The following is a 17956-nucleotide window of genomic DNA, read 5'->3' on the forward strand; positions in this document are numbered from 1 at the left end:
CAAAGAGGAGTAATACGTGGACTTTAGCATAAAAACAATCGACGCAAAAAGTGCCTCGACTGCCCATAAAGCAATTAAGGCTGGCTGTATCGTAGTCGGCGTGTTCGAAAACAAGAAACTTTCCGCTGCGGCAGCAGGTCTGGACAAGGCTGGTGAGATCGCGGCAGCCCTGAAATCTGGCGATATTACCGGCAAGGCAGGCACTTCCCTGCTGTTGCGCAAAGTCGCTGATGTCGCTGCTGAACGCGTATTGCTTGTAGGTCTGGGTGAAGAAGCTGAAGCCGTTGGCGAAAAAGCCTACAACCAGGCTGTACAGGCTGCCGCACGCACTTTGGCCTCCCTGGGCGCCAATGACGCTGTTATCGCCCTGCCGGCAGTAAAAGACCGCGATCTGGGCTGGTCCATACGCAGCACTGTCGTGGCTTTCCGTGAAAGCATCTTCCGTGCAGATGCACTGAAGAGTAAAAAAGATACAGCGACAACTGGCGTCAAGAAAGTCGCCATCGCAGTTGCAGCAACCGAAGCAACTGCGGCCAAAAATGCACTGGTGCAGAGCGTAGCCTTGGCAAATGGCATGGATTTGACCAAGGAACTGGGTAATTTGCCACCCAACATCTGCACACCCACCCACTTGGCCAATACAGCCAAAAAGCTTGCCACCGACTATAAAATGGTCGCTGAAATACTCGACCGCAAGCAAATCCAGGCGCTCAAGATGGGCAGCTTCCTGTCCGTAACCAACGGCACTGTCGAGCCACCTAAATTCATCGTATTGAAGCACAATGGCGGCAAAGTCAAGGATGCACCTGTAGTCCTGGTCGGCAAAGGCATTACTTTTGACTCTGGCGGTATCTCGCTGAAAGCCGGCGCCGGCATGGACGAAATGAAATATGACATGGGTGGTGCAGCCTCTGTACTGGGCACCATGCGCGCAATCGGCGAAATGAAGCTGAAACTGAACGTTATCGCCGTCATTCCTACTTGCGAAAACATGCCATCTGGCAGTGCAACACGCCCGGGCGACATCGTTACCTCCATGTCTGGCCAGACTATCGAAATCCTGAATACAGATGCCGAAGGCCGCCTGATCCTGTGCGACGCGCTGACTTATGCAGAACGTTTCAAGCCTGCAGCAGTCGTTGACGTGGCAACACTGACCGGTGCTTGCGTGACTTCACTTGGCCATCATAACTCCGGCCTGTTTACCCGTCATGATGCGGCTCATGATGAGTTGGCGGCAGAATTGCTGGCAGCAGGCAAGCAAACCGGTGACACCGCATGGCGCATGCCTATAGAAGAAGCGTATAACGAACAGTTGAAGTCCAATTTCGCCGATATGGCCAATATTGGCGGCCCTGCCGGTGGCAGTATCACGGCAGCCTGCTTCCTTGAACGCTATACCAGGAAATACACCTGGGCACATCTGGATATCGCCGGCACAGCCTGGAAATCTGGCGCAGCTAAAGGCTCTACTGGTCGCCCAGTACCTTTGCTGACGACATTCCTGATCAACCGCGCAGGCTAAATTCGATGTTGAATCACCGTTGATTTGGCGCGTAAAGAGCGTCCAGAACGCTTGAATTCACTGTCATCAGCCTTGTCCCGAAGCAGATTTGGGGGCAAGGCTGTTGTGTTTTCAGGGCTTGAACCAGAGCTCAGTCCGGCCCAGCGGCATGCTTGCCGGATCAAGCAAGGGGTTGCGCAACTCCAGCACCAGTCGGTTCCTGAGCCCGGCTTTCTGTATTGATGCCTGATGGTATTTCAGAAAAATCGTCTCGAATTGCCCGTTCCTGACCATGGTCTCCAGACCATTATTCAAGTCTACGGCAAACTGCCGCTTGGTCGGCGCAACAAAAAAATAGTAGGCAGTCGGATAGTGAAACGCAATATCCAGATTAATAGCAAGGTTTTTATTGGCATGCACTTCCTGCTCTTTCCATATCTCCACTATCGATCTCGGGAAATAATCAAAACGCCCGGCCTCCAGCATGCTGAATAAAACTTCATACGAATTCGACGTCGCCACCTTCAGACCATTGCTTTCCAATATCTTGACGTCCGGCCAGTCCTGCTCTTGCCCGGCAGCGTAATTATCTAGATCACGCAGGCTCTTGACGTTTTTGAACAAGTGCTTGTTTTCTGCAGCCACAAAGGGAATACGCCAACCAAGCAAGCCTTTGTCCAAAGGGATTTTGATTGCTATCAGTGCTTTTTCCCTTTCGTCGGTAGACATGCTCCACAGCAGATCAACTTCGCCAGTACCATTTTTCATTTCATGTATGGCCCTGCCCTGCTGCATCTGCGCGTGACTGGGCAATAATTGATACTTATGAGGGGAAGAAGACAAAGCTTCTGTCAGCAACTCATTGATGTAATCAAAATGGCTATCTTTTATCGCCGCCGGACGTGGATAGCGTATTACCGTCGCATCGGCATACGTCACTTTAGTTGCAAGAATGGATAATACAACTGCCAATATGACAGAATACTTAAACATGATGAGCCAGAGAAAAGATAGACTTTTATTTTAGTTCGTTCCGATTTGGGAATAGAAAGTATCCTGCAAAATAAAGTCAAAGATTGAAAAGTGCAAACAAAATTCCACCTTGGCAAAAGGAAGTCGCGAGTGTAAAGAGGTAGGCATGCTCGCCATGCAATCAAAAACACTATTCAGTTAAACCTCTGGCAAGTGCCCACACTTGAAGTCGTATAATAGCAGGAATAATTTGAACAGACTGCCGTTTGAATGTCCGACGCAGTCTTTGATTGCAACTCAATCAAAATCGCACTGAAGCATGGCACGGTAACGCCTGAACCAGGCACTATCGCGCGCCTCCAATCACCCCTGCCAAGAAAGAAAAATATGAAGCTGGTCACCTGGAACGTTAACTCACTGAAAGTTCGCCTGCCGCAAGTGTTGCAATGGCTGGAAACCAATCCTGTTGATGTACTTTGCATACAGGAAACCAAGCTGACTGATGACAAATTTCCACAGGCCGAGATAGAAGCGGCAGGTTATCAGGTTGCCTTTACCGGTCAAAAGACCTATAACGGCGTCGCCATCCTGTCAAAACACACGATGACGGATATCCAGAAAAACAATCCACAGTTCGAAGATGAGCAGCAGCGCATCATTGCCGCCACCATACAGGGCATGCGCATTATCTGCGCCTATGTACCCAATGGTCAGGCACTGGACAGTGACAAGTTCCAGTACAAGTTGAAATGGTTTGCCGCCCTGGAAAGCTGGGTCAGGGAAGAAATGGCACGTCACCGCAAACTGGCGGTACTGGGTGACTACAATATCGCACCGGAAGACCGGGACGTCCATGACCCTGCCGCCTGGGAAGGCATGAATCTGGTCTCACCAGCAGAAAGAACAGCATTAAAGAACCTGATGGCACTGGGTTTGACGGACAGCTTCCGTCAATTCGAGCAGGCAGAGAAATCCTTTAGCTGGTGGGATTATCGCGCTCTTGGCTTCCGGCTCAACAAAGGTGTGCGCATAGATCATATCTTGCTGTCGGCAGAACTGGCCCAGGCATGTACATCCTGCATCATTGACCGCATACCGCGCAAATGGGAGCAACCATCGGACCATGCTCCCGTGGTTGCCACCCTTGCGCTCCCCGCCTGATCAATCCACTAGTCGTCATATCCCAGGCTGGCGGCGCTGGCCTTGTTTTTAGCCCAGCTGGATTTGGATGCTGGTGAAATGCGTGGCGCTGTCGCATTATCTTCCATACGGAAGGCAGCCATCGCCGTCTTCAACAGATTTGCCTGCTCTTCCAGTGAGCCAGCCGCAGCTGCCGCCTGTTCGACCAGGGCGGCATTCTGCTGGGTTGCTTCATCCATATGGGCCAAGGCCACATTGACTTGCTGTATGCCATCACTTTGTTCCACCGAGGCCGTCGTAATTTCATTGATGATGGCTGCCACCTGATCCACAGCAGAGACGATGCGCGTCATGGCGGCCCCTGCCTTGTCGACCAGCTCGGACCCTTCACTGACCTTGTTGACAGAGTCTTCAATCAGGCTCTTGATTTCCTGGGCGGCAGCGGCACTGCGTTGCGCCAGGGTCCGCACTTCGCTGGCAACAACGGCAAAACCACGGCCCTGCTCACCTGCCCTGGCTGCCTCCACTGCGGCATTCAAGGCCAGGATATTGGTTTGAAAGGCAATACCTTCAATCACGCTGATGATATCGACAATCTTGCGCGAACTGTCGGTAATACCTTGCATGGTAGTCACCACCCTGCCAACGACTTCACCGCCCTGGGTGGCCACATCCGAGGCATTGACCGCCATCTTGTTGGCTTCGCGGGCATTGTCAGCATTGTTGCGTACCGCCTCGGTCAACTCTTCCATGCTTGCCGCCGTCTCTTCCAGTGAGGAAGCCTGTTGTTCAGTACGACCGGACAAGTCCATATTGCCTGTGGCAATTTCCGTCGCCCCTACCGTAATGGAATCGGTCGCTTTGCGTACATCAACGACCATGACCCGCAACTGCTCAAGGAAGCGATTAAAGGCTGATGCCGTTTGTGCGACTTCATCGTCGCCCTCTACATCAATCTTCCTGGTCAGGTCGCCACCGCCGGCGGCAATGTCTGACATGGCGTCGCGCACCCTTTGCAAACCAGCCAGCATACGGCCAACCAGCAAGGTCGTCAAAGGCATAATCACACCCAGCAATACCAGCAGAACCACGGTGGAGATAATCAGTAACTGATCGAGTGCTTCGAGGGCTTTTTTCTTGTCGATGACCAGGGCCAAATAGATATCAGAACCAGTAATCTGCTGCAACAACATGAAATGCTGCTTGCCCCCGATCTCGGTCAGGATAGGGTCTTTTTGTTTGGACAGACTCCCCAGGTTATCCAGTGCCAGATCAGCAGAAATCTCTTTGGCCGGTTTCATGACCCTGGCCTGGTCAGCATGGGCCAGCACCTGACCGGTCTTGTCGAGCAGGAAAGCGTAGCCGCCGCCGGCCAGCTTGATGGTCAGAATCTGGTCAACTATCTTGGTCAGGAATACGTCAGCGCCAACCACGCCACCTTCACCGCCTTTGACAGGTGCGGCGAAAGTAATCATCAATCCGGGTGGAGCCACTCCCATATAGGGGGAGGTAACAATAGGTTTTTTGGCTTCCATCGCGGCCTTGTACCAGGGCCGCACGGTAGGGTCAAAACCGGCTGGTGGCGGATCTGGCGGGATATTGGTAAATTGCTTGTCGGGTTGCCCCTGATAGACGCTGAGGAAGTTACCACCGCCACGCATCATCGTCAGACTGGCCTGCAAGTCGGCACCGTTGCCCAGACCCTGTGCAAGGCTGTCCATCATGGCAAGGTTGGTTTGTATCCAGTTACTTAAAACCGTGTTATATCCCGCTGCAACACCACGTATTTCATTGTTCAAATCGTTTTCTATCTGCGACTTCATGCGCAGATAACTGCCTATGGTCAAAACAATGGTACAAACCGCCAGCAGCAAGCCGATTACGATAATAAGCCTGGCTTTGAGAGATTTCATGTTCACCCCTGTTCCGGATATGGATAAGTAACAAGACAGATTAAGATGTCAAATGTTTGCGAATACAGAAACAAATACGAAAAGAGCTACAAGAATATTACGCCGCCGCCAACTGAAAATGAGAAAAAGTTTATACAATTCATTATTTTGTATAACAAGTTCACAAGTATGTAGGTTCAATGCCTCAGTTTTCACTGGCTTTCATTTTGAGTAGCCAGCAAAGCAGGTAATTGGCTGCTTCAGCACATTCAGCTTACACTGGCATTTATTTCCACGGAGACAAGAATGAAGCTAATCATCAGTACAGAAAGACTCAATATGCGCGTCATCACCATAGATGATGCCGCTTTCTATCTGGAGTTGATCAATGATCCCAGCTTCATCATCCATATACGTGACAAAGGTATCCGTACGCTCGAAGCTGCAGAGCAGGACATCATTCAAGGCCCGCTTGCCAGCCAGGAAAGCAATGGTTTTAGCCTGTATGTCGTCGAGCGCAAGGAGGATGGCGCAAAGCTCGGCTTGTGCGGTCTGGTAAAACGTCCGACACTGAAGAATATTGATATTGGCTATGCTTTCCTGCCACAATTTACCGGACAGGGGTATGCAAAGGAAGCAGCAGCCGCAACCGTCCGATATGCAGGCAGCCAGCTAGGGTTGAAGAAACTGGCCGGTATCACGTCGCCTGACAATGCCAGTTCCAACAAGCTGCTGCAAAGCCTGGGATTTGTCCTGGAAGCAGTAGTCGTACTCGAAGGTGAAAGCTGCGATACCAATTTATACGCTTACGACTTTTGAATCAGCGCCTGCCAGTATGTGGAACTTACAGGAAACGGTCCAGTATCTTGCGGCTATGCCTGTCAATTTCAAACATGTCGCGTATCAGGAACTGTATGCCGTGATTATCGGTAATCAGTAATGAAGTACGGCCAATGCGGCGTATGTCTTCATCACCCTTCAGGACAAAATCAGTCTCCCCCCTGTCAGTGCTGACTTTCCAGGTACATGGCAGGGCAAAGCTGGTCACGCTGATGATCTTGCTGATTTCAGGCATGAATTCACGCCCCTCCAGCTCTTCCAGCACCAATGTGCGCTCTGTCGCACCAAGATCATCAAGCTGGTCTATCCAGGCCACTTCGCGCCCATCGTTCATCACCATCGAAATGCCGCTCAGTGGCGACTGAATCGGAAAGGCGCGCACCGGGCTGACCCCTTCAAATACTTCACCGGCGTCATTCTTCAATATCAATTTGCCGAAAGGGTTACGGCTCAAGTTAAATTGTGTGGTAGTCATGTTGATTACTCCTCTACCAGTTCTGCATTACGTGCCTGAGCCTGGTACAAATTGTAATAAGCCCCCTCTTTTGCCATCAGTTCGTCATGGCTGCCAACTTCAACGACCTGACCACGGTCCAGCACAACCAGCCTGTCGGCCTTGTGCAAAGTGGAAAGGCGATGGGCAATGGCGATCGTGGTGCGGCCCTGCACCAGGTTATCGAGAGCTTTCTGAATTTCTTTTTCTGTTTGCGAGTCAACGGAAGACGTTGCCTCATCCATGATCAGGATGCGCGGATCGATCAGCAAGGCGCGGGCGATGGAAATACGCTGACGTTCACCACCCGACAAGCCCTGGCCACGCTCACCGACCATGGAGTCATAGCCTTGCGGCAGACGCAAAATGAACTCATGCGCATGAGCCGCGCGAGCTGCCGCGATGATTTCATCCCTTGTTGCATCTGGCTTGCCGTAGGCAATGTTCTCGGCAATGGTGCCAAAGAACAGGAAAGGCTCCTGCAACACCAGGCCGATATTGCTGCGGTAATCCGATACCGCAAACGAACGTATATCAACACCATCAAGCAAAATCGCCCCTTCCGACACATCGTAAAACCGGCAGATCAGATTGACCAGGGTACTTTTGCCCGAGCCACTGTGTCCTACCAGACCTATCATTTCACCCGGCTTGATACTGAGATTGATGCCGCGATTAACGGCGCGATTGCCATAACGGAAGCCCACTTCGCGCAACTCTATCTGGCCTTTGACTTCCGTTACCTTGACCGGCTGCTGCGGGTCAGGCACGCTGGATACGTGATCAAGAATGTCAAAAATACGCTTGGCAGCCGATGCAGATTTCTGGGTGACAGAAACGATGCGGCTCATGGAATCAATACGGCCATAGAAGTTGCTGATGAAAGCCACGGCAGCCACCAGGGAACCGACGGTAATATCACCTTGCGATATCTGCCAGATACCAAAGCCCCAGACCACCAGAATGCCGAGGTCAGTCAGGAACGATACGGTAGGTGAAAACAGCGACCAGACCTTGTTGAGCCTGTCATTGACAGCAAGATTATGTTTATTGGCTTCACGGAAGCGCCCCGCTTCACGTTTTTCCTGGGCAAAGGCTTTCACCACGCGTATGCCAGGGATGGTGTCCGCCAGGACATTCGTAACTTCACCCCATACCCTGTCGATCTTTTCAAAGCCGGTGCGCAACTTGTCACGCACCAGATGGATCATCCAGGCAATGAACGGCAGCGGCAACAAGGTGACCAGGGCCAGCTTGGTATTGATCTGCAGCAGGAAGCCGGCCGTCATGATGAACATCAGCACGTCTGTAGCGAAATCGAGCAGGTGCAGGGACAGATAGACGCAGATGCGGTCACTTTCGCTGCCTATGCGTGACATGAGGTCACCGGTACGTTTGCCGCCAAAGTATTCCAGTGATAATTTAAGCAGATGCTCATAAGTTGCCGTACGCAAGTCCGCGCCTATGCGCTCTGAAACCAGGGCCAGGATATAGGTCTTGCCCCAGCTCAGCAACCAGGCAATCACCGCCGAACCAAGCAGGCCGCCTATGTAAAACACGACCAGCTTGGGATCGACATGCTGACCATTCTGATAAGGGATCAGGACCTCGTCAGTCAGCGGTTTGGTCAGATAACGCGGGATCATATGCGCGGCCGTGCCAAGCAACATCAGGGCAAACCCGATGAATAGCTGGAAGCGGTAAGGATGGGCAAAACGCCACAGGCGCAACAAGGTCCAGGTAGAAGGTGGTGTGTAGATAACTTTGGTACAGACCGGGCATTCATCCTGGTCTGGTTCCAGAACTGCCTTACAACTGGGACAGACATTCTGTTCTGCGCGCACGACAGGCATACCTGTGAGATGGCTTTGCAATTGCTCCTTGAACTGGTCCAGCAAGCGTATCGCATGCAGGTTCTGGCCCAGGGTGAAACGCCAGCTGGCCAGCAGCCCCTGTTCATCGACCAGCTCCAGATGACCGACGCCTGCATGGTCATGATGACTTAATTGCAAACCTTGGCGAAATTCCCAGATTTTCCACTCAGTATCGTCCGGCCCTTTGGACAGCAGGCGCCGATCGCTCACCGCCAGCAAGCCCTTGCGGAAACGAAGTTTACCGTCCAGGTCAACCTCCAGCGCCGTTAAAACGTTCTCGCCTTTGGCGATTTGCTTGGACAATTCAGTTTGCCAGATTATTGGCAAAGATAAAACTGACTGGTCCGGGCTTAAGGCAGAACTCAATGCAGGGCTCAATTGTGTTGTGGTCATCGTAAAACAAACTCCGGCTCTAGAGCTGGCCCTGAAACATCAAGGCGAAAAATTTTGCAAAAGAAACAAATGACCCCCGTTTCAGGCATAAGGCATATCACGGGAGCAGTAATTTACGGTATTCTATCGAAAGAAAAATAATCAGATAATTCTGATCAAGAGGATGAACTGCTTTTGCGCTGGCGCGCAAGTATATCAGCAAGCGTGCCTTTCCAATTCGCTTTCAATGCTTATATACCTTGCACCATTGCACCTATAGCAAGATTTCTGGCATGCCGGAAACCTGACTAAAGTAGCTCGTTCAGGGAAAACGAAGAAAAACTCTAAAAATGACAAGACCAGGTCTGCATGAACCTGGCTTATAAAAGTTTACATACATGACAACTAAGAAGAAAGACATCTGCATTCTCAGCGCAACCCATTTGCGTGGCCCGAATATATGGACTTATCGCCCTGTTATCGAAGCGGTGCTGGACATAGGCGCGCTGGAAGAATTCCCATCCAACAAAATCCCCGGTTTGTATGAGCGTCTGACCACCTGGTTGCCCGGCATCATAGAACATCGTTGCGGCGTTGGTGAACGTGGCGGCTTTCTGGAGCGCCTGCGTGAAGGAACCTGGGCTGGTCATATTCTTGAGCATGTCGTATTGGAACTGCAAAACCTGGCTGGAATGCGTACCGGTTTCGGCCAGACCCGTTCTACCCATGTTGAAGGCGTCTACAAGATGGCCTTCCGCACCCGCGAGGAACAGGTTGGTCGTGCGGCACTGCAAGTCGGCCGCGACCTGCTGATGGCCGCCATTGAAGACCTGCCGTTTGATCTGGAAGCCAAGGTGGCTGAGTTGCGCGACCTGGTCGATGACCGCTGCCTGGGGCCCAGCACCGCCAGCATCGTTGATGCAGCGACTGATCGCCGTATTCCCTCCATACGCCTGACTGAGGGCAACCTTGTGCAATTAGGCCATGGTGCCGCGCAGCGTCGTATCTGGACAGCAGAAACTGACCGCACCGGCGCCATTGCCGAAAGTATCGCCAGTGATAAAGACCTGACCAAATCCCTGTTGTCAGCCTGTGGCGTACCTGTACCTGAAGGCTGTATCGTGCGCAGTGCTGCCGAAGCCTGGGAAGAAGCCCAGGATATCGGTCTGCCCGTCGTAATCAAACCTTATGACGGCAATCATGGTCGCGGCGTATCCCTCAACCTCATGACTGAAGCCGATGTGATTGCCGCCTATGAGCTGGCTGCACGCAAGGGTGACAGCAAGAGCGTCATCGTCGAACGCTTTATCACCGGTGACGAGCATCGTGTGCTGGTGGTCGGCAACAAAGTTGTTGCTGTCGGCAAAGGTGAATCGCTATGGGTGACCGGCGACGGTAAATCGAATGTCACGGAACTGGTTGATGCGCAGATCAATATTGATCCACGCCGCGGTACGACAGAAGACTGTCCGCTCAATGCCCTTGACCCTGCTGCCGGTGCAGAAATCATTCTGGAATTGAAGCGCCAGGGCATGGATGCCAACTCCATACCTTTAAAAGATCAGCGCGTATTGATACAGCCAAACGGTAACGTCGGCCTGGATGTCACCGAGCAAATCCACCCTGACACCGCCGCCGCCGCCACTCTGGCAGCGCGCATCATCGGCCTGGACATTGCCGGTGTCGACCTGGTAACCGAAGACATTTCCAAGCCTTTGTCAAAAGAAGGCGGCGCCATCATCGAAGTTAATGCCAGCCCGGGTTTGCTGGCCCACATCAAACCGGCCAATGGTCCGGGCCGCCCGGTTGGCAAAGCGATCATTGATCACCTGTTTGCAGAGGGAGAGACCGGTCGTATCAGCATAGTCGGCGTTGCCGGTACCAAAGGTTGCAGCCTGATTTCCCGCCTGATAGGCGCCCTGATCAACATCAGCGGTAAAGAAACCGGTGTTGCCTGTGCAACAGGTCTGTTTCTCAACAAACGCAAAGTCACTGATGGGGATTGCGCCAACTGGGAAGCTGGTCAGCGCCTGCTGATCAACCGCTCAGTGCAGGCCGCTGTTTTTGAAACCAATGCCAAAGCCATATTGACGGATGGACTTGCTTACGACAAATGCGCTGTCGGTGTCGTCACTGACCTGCATGGTCACGAGGAACTCGCGCCTCACTATATCGACAGCCCTGAACAGATGCGCAAGATAATGCGCACCCAGGTTGATGTGATCCTGCCCGATGGCGTCGCCGTCCTGAACGCTGCAGAAGAAGCTGTCGTGGACCTGGCGGAGCTGTGTGACGGCAAAGTCATTTTCTATGGACTGGATCCATTGCTAGAAGCGATAGTCAATCATCGTGCGCTCGGTGAACGTGTGGTGTTTTTGCGTGATGCCCACATTGTCCTGGCTGAAGGTGACAATGAAGCAGCCCTATTGCCACTGAGCTCATTGAAACCGGCCAAAGCAGCACAACCAGAAATCGTACTCGCTGCGGTCGCGGCTGGCTGGGCGCTGAATATTGCACCGGAATTGATTGCGGCAGGACTCAGGTCTTTTGACTCCAGCCAGAAAGCAACTTACTGAGCTGATTACTAAGTACCAGACCTGACAAACTGGTCTGCGATTGATCTGTATTTTCTTGGAATTTGTTATTTACTTGACGATGTGAAATCGGGAATTTGGAAGACCTGAGCTCCTCCCCCCACATCTTCGTTTGACGCCTTTTTCAACAGGACTAAGTTTTATGGAAGTATCACGCATCCGTGCCCTGCGCGGTCCCAATCTCTGGAGCCACCACACGGCAGTTGAAGCGATTGTTGCCTGCACAAATGAAGAGCTGTCAATTGCCGGCCTGGATGGTTTTGAAGACCGCTTGCGCGCCCTGTTCCCAGAGTTGAGCGTATTGCAGCCAACCGGTCACGACGATGCCATTCCGATGGCCCACGTTTTTGAATTGACCGTCTTGGGCCTCCAGGCAGAAGCCGGTTGCCCTGTGACCTTCAGTCGTACCACGCAAACCGTAGAAGCAGGCATCTTCCAGGTTGTCGTTGAATATTCGGAAGAAGCAGTAGGACGTCTGGCCGTGGAACTGGCAGACAAACTGATTAACGCAGCGCTGAAGAGCCAGACGTTTGATCTGGCAGCAGCGCTTGAACAATTGCGTGAGCTTGATGAAGATGTGCGCCTCGGCCCTTCGACCGGCTCCATCGTCAATGCCGCTCTCGCCCGTAATATCCCTTTCCGCCGCCTGACCGACGGCAGCCTGGTCACGTTTGGCTGGGGTAGCCGCCAACGCAAGATACAGGCCGCTGAAATGGACGGCACCAGCGCCATTGCTGAAGCCATTGCACAGGACAAAGAACTGACCAAGAAGCTGCTGCATGCGGCAGGTGTGCCCGTACCGCTGGGCCGTTCAGTCTACGATGCAGATGACGCCTGGAAAGCAGCACTGGAAATTGGCTTACCAGTCGTCGTCAAGCCCAAGGATGGCAATCAGGGCAAAGGGGTCACCGTCAATGTCACCACACGTGAGCAGCTTGATGCCGGCTTTATCGCGGCCAGTGAATTCCGTGACGACATCCTGGTTGAACGATTCTTGCCCGGCAATGACTTCCGTCTGCTGGTGGTGGGCAACAAACTGGTGGCCGCAGCACGCCGAGACCCGCCGCAAGTGGTTGGCGATGGCAAGAAAACCGTAAGGGAACTGGTTGACCAGGTCAATAAAGACCCGCGTCGTGGCAGTGGGCACTCGACCTCGTTGACCAAGATACGTTTCGACGACATTGCCCTGGCCAGCCTGGCCAAGCAAGGCTTCGTTGCTGACTCCATCCCGCCCAAAGGACAACGCGTGGTCTTGCGTAATAATGCCAACCTGTCCACCGGCGGCGCAGCAACCGACGTGACCGATGATGTGCATCCTGAAGTTGCAGCACGCGCTGTAGCAGCGGCACAAATGGTGGGCCTGGATATTTGTGGCGTCGACCTGGTATGCGACAGCGTGCTGAAACCGATTGAAGAACAAAACGGCGGCATCGTAGAAGTCAATGCTGCCCCCGGCTTGCGCATGCACTTGTCCCCTTCTTTTGGCAAGGGGCGTCAGGTTGGCGAGGCCATCATTTCATCCATGTTTGAAGAAGGTGAAGACGGCCGCATACCGATTATTGCTGTCACCGGCACCAATGGCAAAACCACGACTGTACGCCTGATCGCGCATTTGCTGACAGCCAGTGGCTTGCGTACCGGCATGACCAATACGGATGGCGTATATGTCGCCGGGCGCCAGATCGACAGTGGCGACTGCAGCGGCCCGCGCAGTGCCCGCAATGTACTGTCACATCCCGATGTAGATGCCGCAGTGTTTGAGACAGCCCGTGGCGGCGTACTGCGCGAAGGTCTGGCTTATGACCGTTGCCAGGTGGCTGTTGTTACCAATATCGGTTCCGGTGACCATCTGGGCCTGAACTATATCACTACAGTTGAAGATCTTGCGGTCTTGAAACGCGTGATTGTCCAGAACGTTGCTGATAACGGATACGCCGTACTCAATGCAGCAGACCCTATTGTTGCCGCCATGGCCAGCAACTGCCCTTCCGCTGTCATTTTCTTTGCGGCAGACAACCAGCATCCCATCATGGCAACCCACAGGGCACAGGGCAAGCGCGTGGTGTTTATTGAAGATGGTCACCTGATTGCAGCTGAAGGCAAGTTCCGTCACAGCATTCCCTTGACGGAAATCCCTATTACCCGCAATGGCAGCATAGGCTTCCAGGTTGAAAACGTGATGGCATCTGTCGCCGCGGCCTGGGCCATCAATATCGCTTGGGACCACATAAGTGTAGGCCTGAAGACCTTCGCCAACGAGGCTGATAATGCGCCGGGCCGCTTCAATGTCTTCAACTTCCGCGGCGCTACACTGATTGCAGACTACGGCCATAATCCTGATGCGATACTGGCACTGGTACGCGCAGTTGAAACCATGCCAGCCAAACGCCGCTCTGTCGTCATCAGCGGCGCGGGTGACAGGCGCGATCAGGACATACGGCAGCAGACTGAAATCCTCGGTGAATCCTTTGATGATGTAGTCCTGTACCAGGACCAATGCCAGCGTGGACGCGCCGATGGCGAAGTGATCGCGCTCTTGCGGGAGGGTTTGGGCAATGCCAGCAAAACCAGTCGCGTCGATGAAATCACCGGTGAATTTATCGCCATTGACCTGGCGATGGACAGATTGCAAGCTGGCGACCTTTGCCTGATCCTGATCGATCAGGTAGAAGAAGCTTTGGCGCATATCGCCAGACGCGTCGCTGAAGGTTAAATCCCTGCAGCACAACTCAACAAAAATGCCAGGTTAATTACCTGGCATTTTGCATTCATGCTCTAAATCAGCAGGCCATTTGCAACCGGTTTGCCAAGTCGCAAACCTGACAATGGCAAACGCTTGTCGCTCGGTATTTCACCATCTGCCATCAGTGAAGTGTAACGCAGGCAACATACCCGCAAGAATGAAGCAAAATTATCGATATGTCCACGACACTCCATCAGCTCATCATAGAGTTTGGTGATCAGTTGATTGGTATTCATACCATCACGCTCTGCAATCTCCTGCAAGACGTTCCAGAATATCTTCTCCAGACGTATTGAAGTCACCACTCCATGCAGGCGTATCGAGCGTGCCTTGCTTTCATACAAACCCGGATCAGCTTTTACAAAAATCTCGCACATCTTGCCTCCCGCAAATCGTCAAGAAATTTACTCCTGACGATTATACGGCAATCATTGAATGCTTAAATAATTCACAACTTGATTTCTGTACCAAGGAGATTGAGAAATTGTGCTATCCAGGCAGGGTGTGCAGGCCAGGCTGGCGCAGTCACAAAATTCCGGTCTGTCACAGCAGCAGTGACTGCAATATTGGCATAATGCCCGCCGGCTGCTTCAACCTCAGGCTGACAGGCAGGGTAAGCAGAGCACTTCACCCCTTCCAGCACCCTTGCAGCAGCTAGTATCTGTGCGCCATGACAAATGGCAGCAATTGGCTTGCTGGCCTTGGCAAAATATTGAACTATGGAAATAATTTGTGGATTAAGCCGCAGGTATTCGGGTGCACGGCCCCCGGGGATCAGCAAAGCGTCATAATCCTGTGCATTTGTACTGGCAAAGTCATGGGTAATCGTAAAGCGGTGTCCAGGTTTTTCTGTATATGTCTGCTGGCCCTCAAAATCATGTATTGCCGTAGCAACATAGTCACCAGCCTTTTTATCGGGGCAAACTGCGTGGACCTCATGCCCCACCGCTAAAAGAGCCTGAAAAGGCACCATGGCCTCATAATCCTCTACAAAATCACCAACCAGCATCAGTATTTTTTTGGCCGTCATGATGTCTCCTGTATAAAAAATCAAATGGAGACTGATTGTTAATCTAAAAGCATATCAGGTGGTAATGACAGGTTACTACATTCACATCACAGCAGGATAGTGCCACCAAACAATGAGCGTTGCAGGCCATCATCGGGAGTGGAATAGATTTCGACTGCATTCCCGCATGAAATTTCGACGCTGCAAAGGGAAATTACTTAACATTGTTCAGGTAACAAGCAGAACTCGTATAAAATCTCCTGATCACCTGAACACAGGTATTTGCAAAGCAGGCAACCCGGATTTCGTTTGGAGACAACATGGCGGAAACAGGATCGTTATACAAGAATCGCGTATTAATGCTGACCCAGACCTTTTTTATGATAGACAATAAAAAAGAATTGTTACTGGGCGCGCACAAGTACGACTTCGATATCCTGTTCTTTGATCAGATGAGTGATTTTGTCAATACCGTACACAACTCGGATGAAAATACCTTGTTTGTCATTGACCTTGATGTCCTGTACAACATGCAGGATGACATGCAACACACACGTCGGCAAACCATGTTTCTGAGCGACCTGTTGCAGCGCCTGCCGACTGACAGAAGTTATATCTATCTGCAAACCGTACGCCAGGGCGAGCGTTTCCTTTTGCAGCAGAAATTAGTCGACAGCAACTGCCTCGCCTATGCAGAGAAACCAATCACGAATGAAGTACTGGTAGATAAACTGTTCAATATCTTTGCCAGGAACAAACGCGGCGATTCCAATACCGTCATCTACCTGGGTGAAAAGCCCGTCTTCGACATTGGCCTGCTATCCGACAATAAAGTCCAGCTGCTGCAATATCAGGACGGACACACTCTGCATGTACGTGTCAAAGAGGCGCAACCTGATCTTGTCCTCATTGACGAAGCACAATACCTGCAAACCGAGGCTGTCGTCCGCGTGCTGAAGAAAAACATAGAATTTGATATAGGTCGTGAGATCATTTTACTTCAAGACCGGCAAGACGCGGCTCTGACACGCCGCGCCCTGGACAGCGGCTTCGATGAAATCTTTATGCCCAATGATGCCGATGTGCTGACGCGCCAGCTATTGAATCGCATCAATAAAATACGCGCCAGCAAGGACTTGATCAGCCGTGACAGAGCAACGGGTCTGCTCAATAAAGTCGGCTTCCAGAAAAAAGCTCAGGAATGGATACGCCGCGCCAGCCGGGAAAACAAACCTCTGACCTACGGCATCATAGACATCGACAAGTTCAAAAACATCAATGATACCTGGGGCCACTATTTTGGCGACATCGTCATCAAGCGATTATCTTTGGTCTTGTCTGCACAAATGGGTGAACATGACCTGCTAAGCCGTTTTGGCGGCGAAGAATTTGTCGTGCTTTTCTGGGACTGCGAACCAGCACAAGGCAAACAAAAACTCGACGCCATGCGCGAAGCCTTTGGCAGAATTGACTTTGAGGTCAAACAAGGTGAAAACAAAAACTTTAGTTTCAGTGGTGGAATAGCCGACTTCCCTACCTGGAATACCGAAAATACCATGTTCCTGCAGGCAGATGCGATGCTGTATCAGGCAAAACAGAGTGGCCGGAATCAGGTTTGTGTTAGCAGGAAATAATACAATTTGTGGTCCGTGAGAATGGGCCCAATATCGTAGATTGTGCTACGGTTTATCAGCCCAACAATGGACCACAACAAACGTCCATGTTACTGACCGCCAAATGTCGGGCTTGCCAACCCAACCTTCGAACTGATGCATAGACACAGATTTCTCCAACCCCACTGCGAAAAGGGTTTGGTCTTTGCGTTACAGGACTCAATTGTCAATACCCTATTCAATTGGCGCTTTCACTCTGCCCTGCACATGCGCAGAAAAGGCTTTCTCCAAGGGTGAACAGGTCGAAATTCACGCAGCTTCATCATAAGCGTATAACACCAAGGATCAGTTCTAGCTTTTTATACGTTCTTTTTTATAAGCATCAACGCAGCGCTGCCTCGCCTGTTCGAGCGACTCGCTTTTTTTTGCACGTGGGTAGCCAATTGAACTTAAAAAAATCGTCGCAGGCATTGGCATCAAGTGCAAGCAAGTGATTCAAGGACTGTTCCTCAGTAAGCAAGCTGCCATCCTGGTCATAGAACATGCATGGATCTAACGTACGCCTGGTGAAGCCATAATTTGGATCATTTTTATTTTCCGGATCAAGGTTTTGTGTTTTTTTTCTCTGTATTAAAAAGGTGACGAACATGACGATACACATTGTCCAAGGCCCAAGTAATAAACAAAGAATAAGGCCCACACCATTAGGAAGACTCGAACTGACAACAAACATCAAAATGGAAGTAATCAAAAACGATAAAACTGCCTTACCACCTTGACCTTGAACAATCATGCAAATCAACAAAATCAGCGACGCGATGAATGGAAACAAAAACAACGCCTGAAATTCTGAATTACTAATGCCCATCCAAAGCCCTATCTGACAATCCAATTGACGTTAGTCACCGAC

The 17956-nt window shown here is 51.6% G+C and carries 13 protein-coding genes; 6 read left to right on the forward strand and 7 right to left on the reverse strand.

The window, feature by feature from the left end; translation table 11 throughout:
• The first annotated feature begins 16 nt into the window (after positions 1-16).
• A complete protein-coding gene (locus tag LZ463_RS16275; RefSeq protein ID WP_241456873.1) occupies positions 17-1525 on the forward strand; it encodes a leucyl aminopeptidase in 1509 nt (502 codons plus the stop codon).
• Between the two features lie 111 nt (positions 1526-1636).
• Here the strand turns inward: LZ463_RS16275 and LZ463_RS16280 are convergent, their stop codons facing one another.
• The gene (locus LZ463_RS16280) at positions 1637-2497 is read right to left on the reverse strand and encodes a type 2 periplasmic-binding domain-containing protein (protein WP_241456874.1); all 861 of its coding nucleotides are present in this window, start codon (positions 2495-2497) and stop codon (positions 1637-1639) included.
• Positions 2498-2863: 366 nt separating this feature from the next.
• Between LZ463_RS16280 and xth the strand changes: the two genes are divergently transcribed.
• Positions 2864-3637, forward strand: coding sequence for an exodeoxyribonuclease III (gene xth, locus LZ463_RS16285; RefSeq protein ID WP_241456875.1), 774 nt, complete (start codon positions 2864-2866; stop codon positions 3635-3637).
• 8 nt (positions 3638-3645) lie between these two features.
• Here the strand turns inward: xth and LZ463_RS29115 are convergent, their stop codons facing one another.
• Complete coding sequence (locus LZ463_RS29115; protein WP_277624072.1) at positions 3646-5529, reverse strand: methyl-accepting chemotaxis protein; 1884 nt, start codon at positions 5527-5529, stop codon at positions 3646-3648.
• A 285-nt stretch (positions 5530-5814) separates the two neighbouring features.
• Between LZ463_RS29115 and LZ463_RS16300 the strand changes: the two genes are divergently transcribed.
• Positions 5815-6327: a GNAT family N-acetyltransferase gene (locus LZ463_RS16300; protein WP_241456876.1), complete on the forward strand. Its 513-nt coding sequence runs from the start codon at positions 5815-5817 to the stop codon at positions 6325-6327.
• 25 nt (positions 6328-6352) lie between these two features.
• On the opposite strand, the gene LZ463_RS16305 is transcribed toward LZ463_RS16300, so the two are convergent.
• Positions 6353-6823, reverse strand: coding sequence for a cyanophycin metabolism-associated DUF1854 family protein (locus LZ463_RS16305; RefSeq protein ID WP_241456877.1), 471 nt, complete (start codon positions 6821-6823; stop codon positions 6353-6355).
• A gap of 5 nt (positions 6824-6828) precedes the next feature.
• A complete protein-coding gene (locus LZ463_RS16310; protein WP_241456878.1) occupies positions 6829-9108 on the reverse strand; it encodes a cyanophycin metabolism-associated ABC transporter in 2280 nt (759 codons plus the stop codon).
• Positions 9109-9485: 377 nt separating this feature from the next.
• Between LZ463_RS16310 and LZ463_RS16315 the strand changes: the two genes are divergently transcribed.
• Both LZ463_RS16315 and cphA read left to right on the forward strand, forming a co-directional pair.
• The gene (locus LZ463_RS16315) at positions 9486-11663 is read left to right on the forward strand and encodes a cyanophycin synthetase (RefSeq protein WP_241456879.1); all 2178 of its coding nucleotides are present in this window, start codon (positions 9486-9488) and stop codon (positions 11661-11663) included.
• Between the two features lie 160 nt (positions 11664-11823).
• A complete protein-coding gene (cphA, locus tag LZ463_RS16320) occupies positions 11824-14394 on the forward strand; it encodes a cyanophycin synthetase (protein ID WP_241456880.1) in 2571 nt (856 codons plus the stop codon).
• 62 nt (positions 14395-14456) lie between these two features.
• Here cphA and LZ463_RS16325 read toward each other — a convergent pair whose 3' ends face one another.
• Both LZ463_RS16325 and LZ463_RS16330 read right to left on the reverse strand, forming a co-directional pair.
• Positions 14457-14801, reverse strand: coding sequence for a ribbon-helix-helix domain-containing protein (locus LZ463_RS16325; protein WP_241456881.1), 345 nt, complete (start codon positions 14799-14801; stop codon positions 14457-14459).
• 71 nt (positions 14802-14872) lie between these two features.
• Positions 14873-15454 carry a DJ-1/PfpI family protein gene (locus LZ463_RS16330; RefSeq protein ID WP_241456882.1) on the reverse strand — a complete coding sequence of 194 codons (582 nt, stop codon included), beginning with the start codon at positions 15452-15454 and terminating at the stop codon, positions 14873-14875.
• A gap of 299 nt (positions 15455-15753) precedes the next feature.
• Between LZ463_RS16330 and LZ463_RS16335 the strand changes: the two genes are divergently transcribed.
• Positions 15754-17067 carry a GGDEF domain-containing protein gene (locus LZ463_RS16335; RefSeq protein WP_241456883.1) on the forward strand — a complete coding sequence of 438 codons (1314 nt, stop codon included), beginning with the start codon at positions 15754-15756 and terminating at the stop codon, positions 17065-17067.
• Between the two features lie 361 nt (positions 17068-17428).
• Here the strand turns inward: LZ463_RS16335 and LZ463_RS16340 are convergent, their stop codons facing one another.
• Positions 17429-17914, reverse strand: a complete 486-nt coding sequence (locus LZ463_RS16340) for a hypothetical protein (RefSeq protein WP_241456884.1) — start codon at positions 17912-17914, stop codon at positions 17429-17431.
• Positions 17915-17956: the final 42 nt, after the last annotated feature.

It is taken from the genome of Undibacterium paludis (assembly GCF_022568815.1).
In the GTDB taxonomy this organism is placed as follows: Bacteria; Pseudomonadota; Gammaproteobacteria; order Burkholderiales; family Burkholderiaceae_D; genus Undibacterium.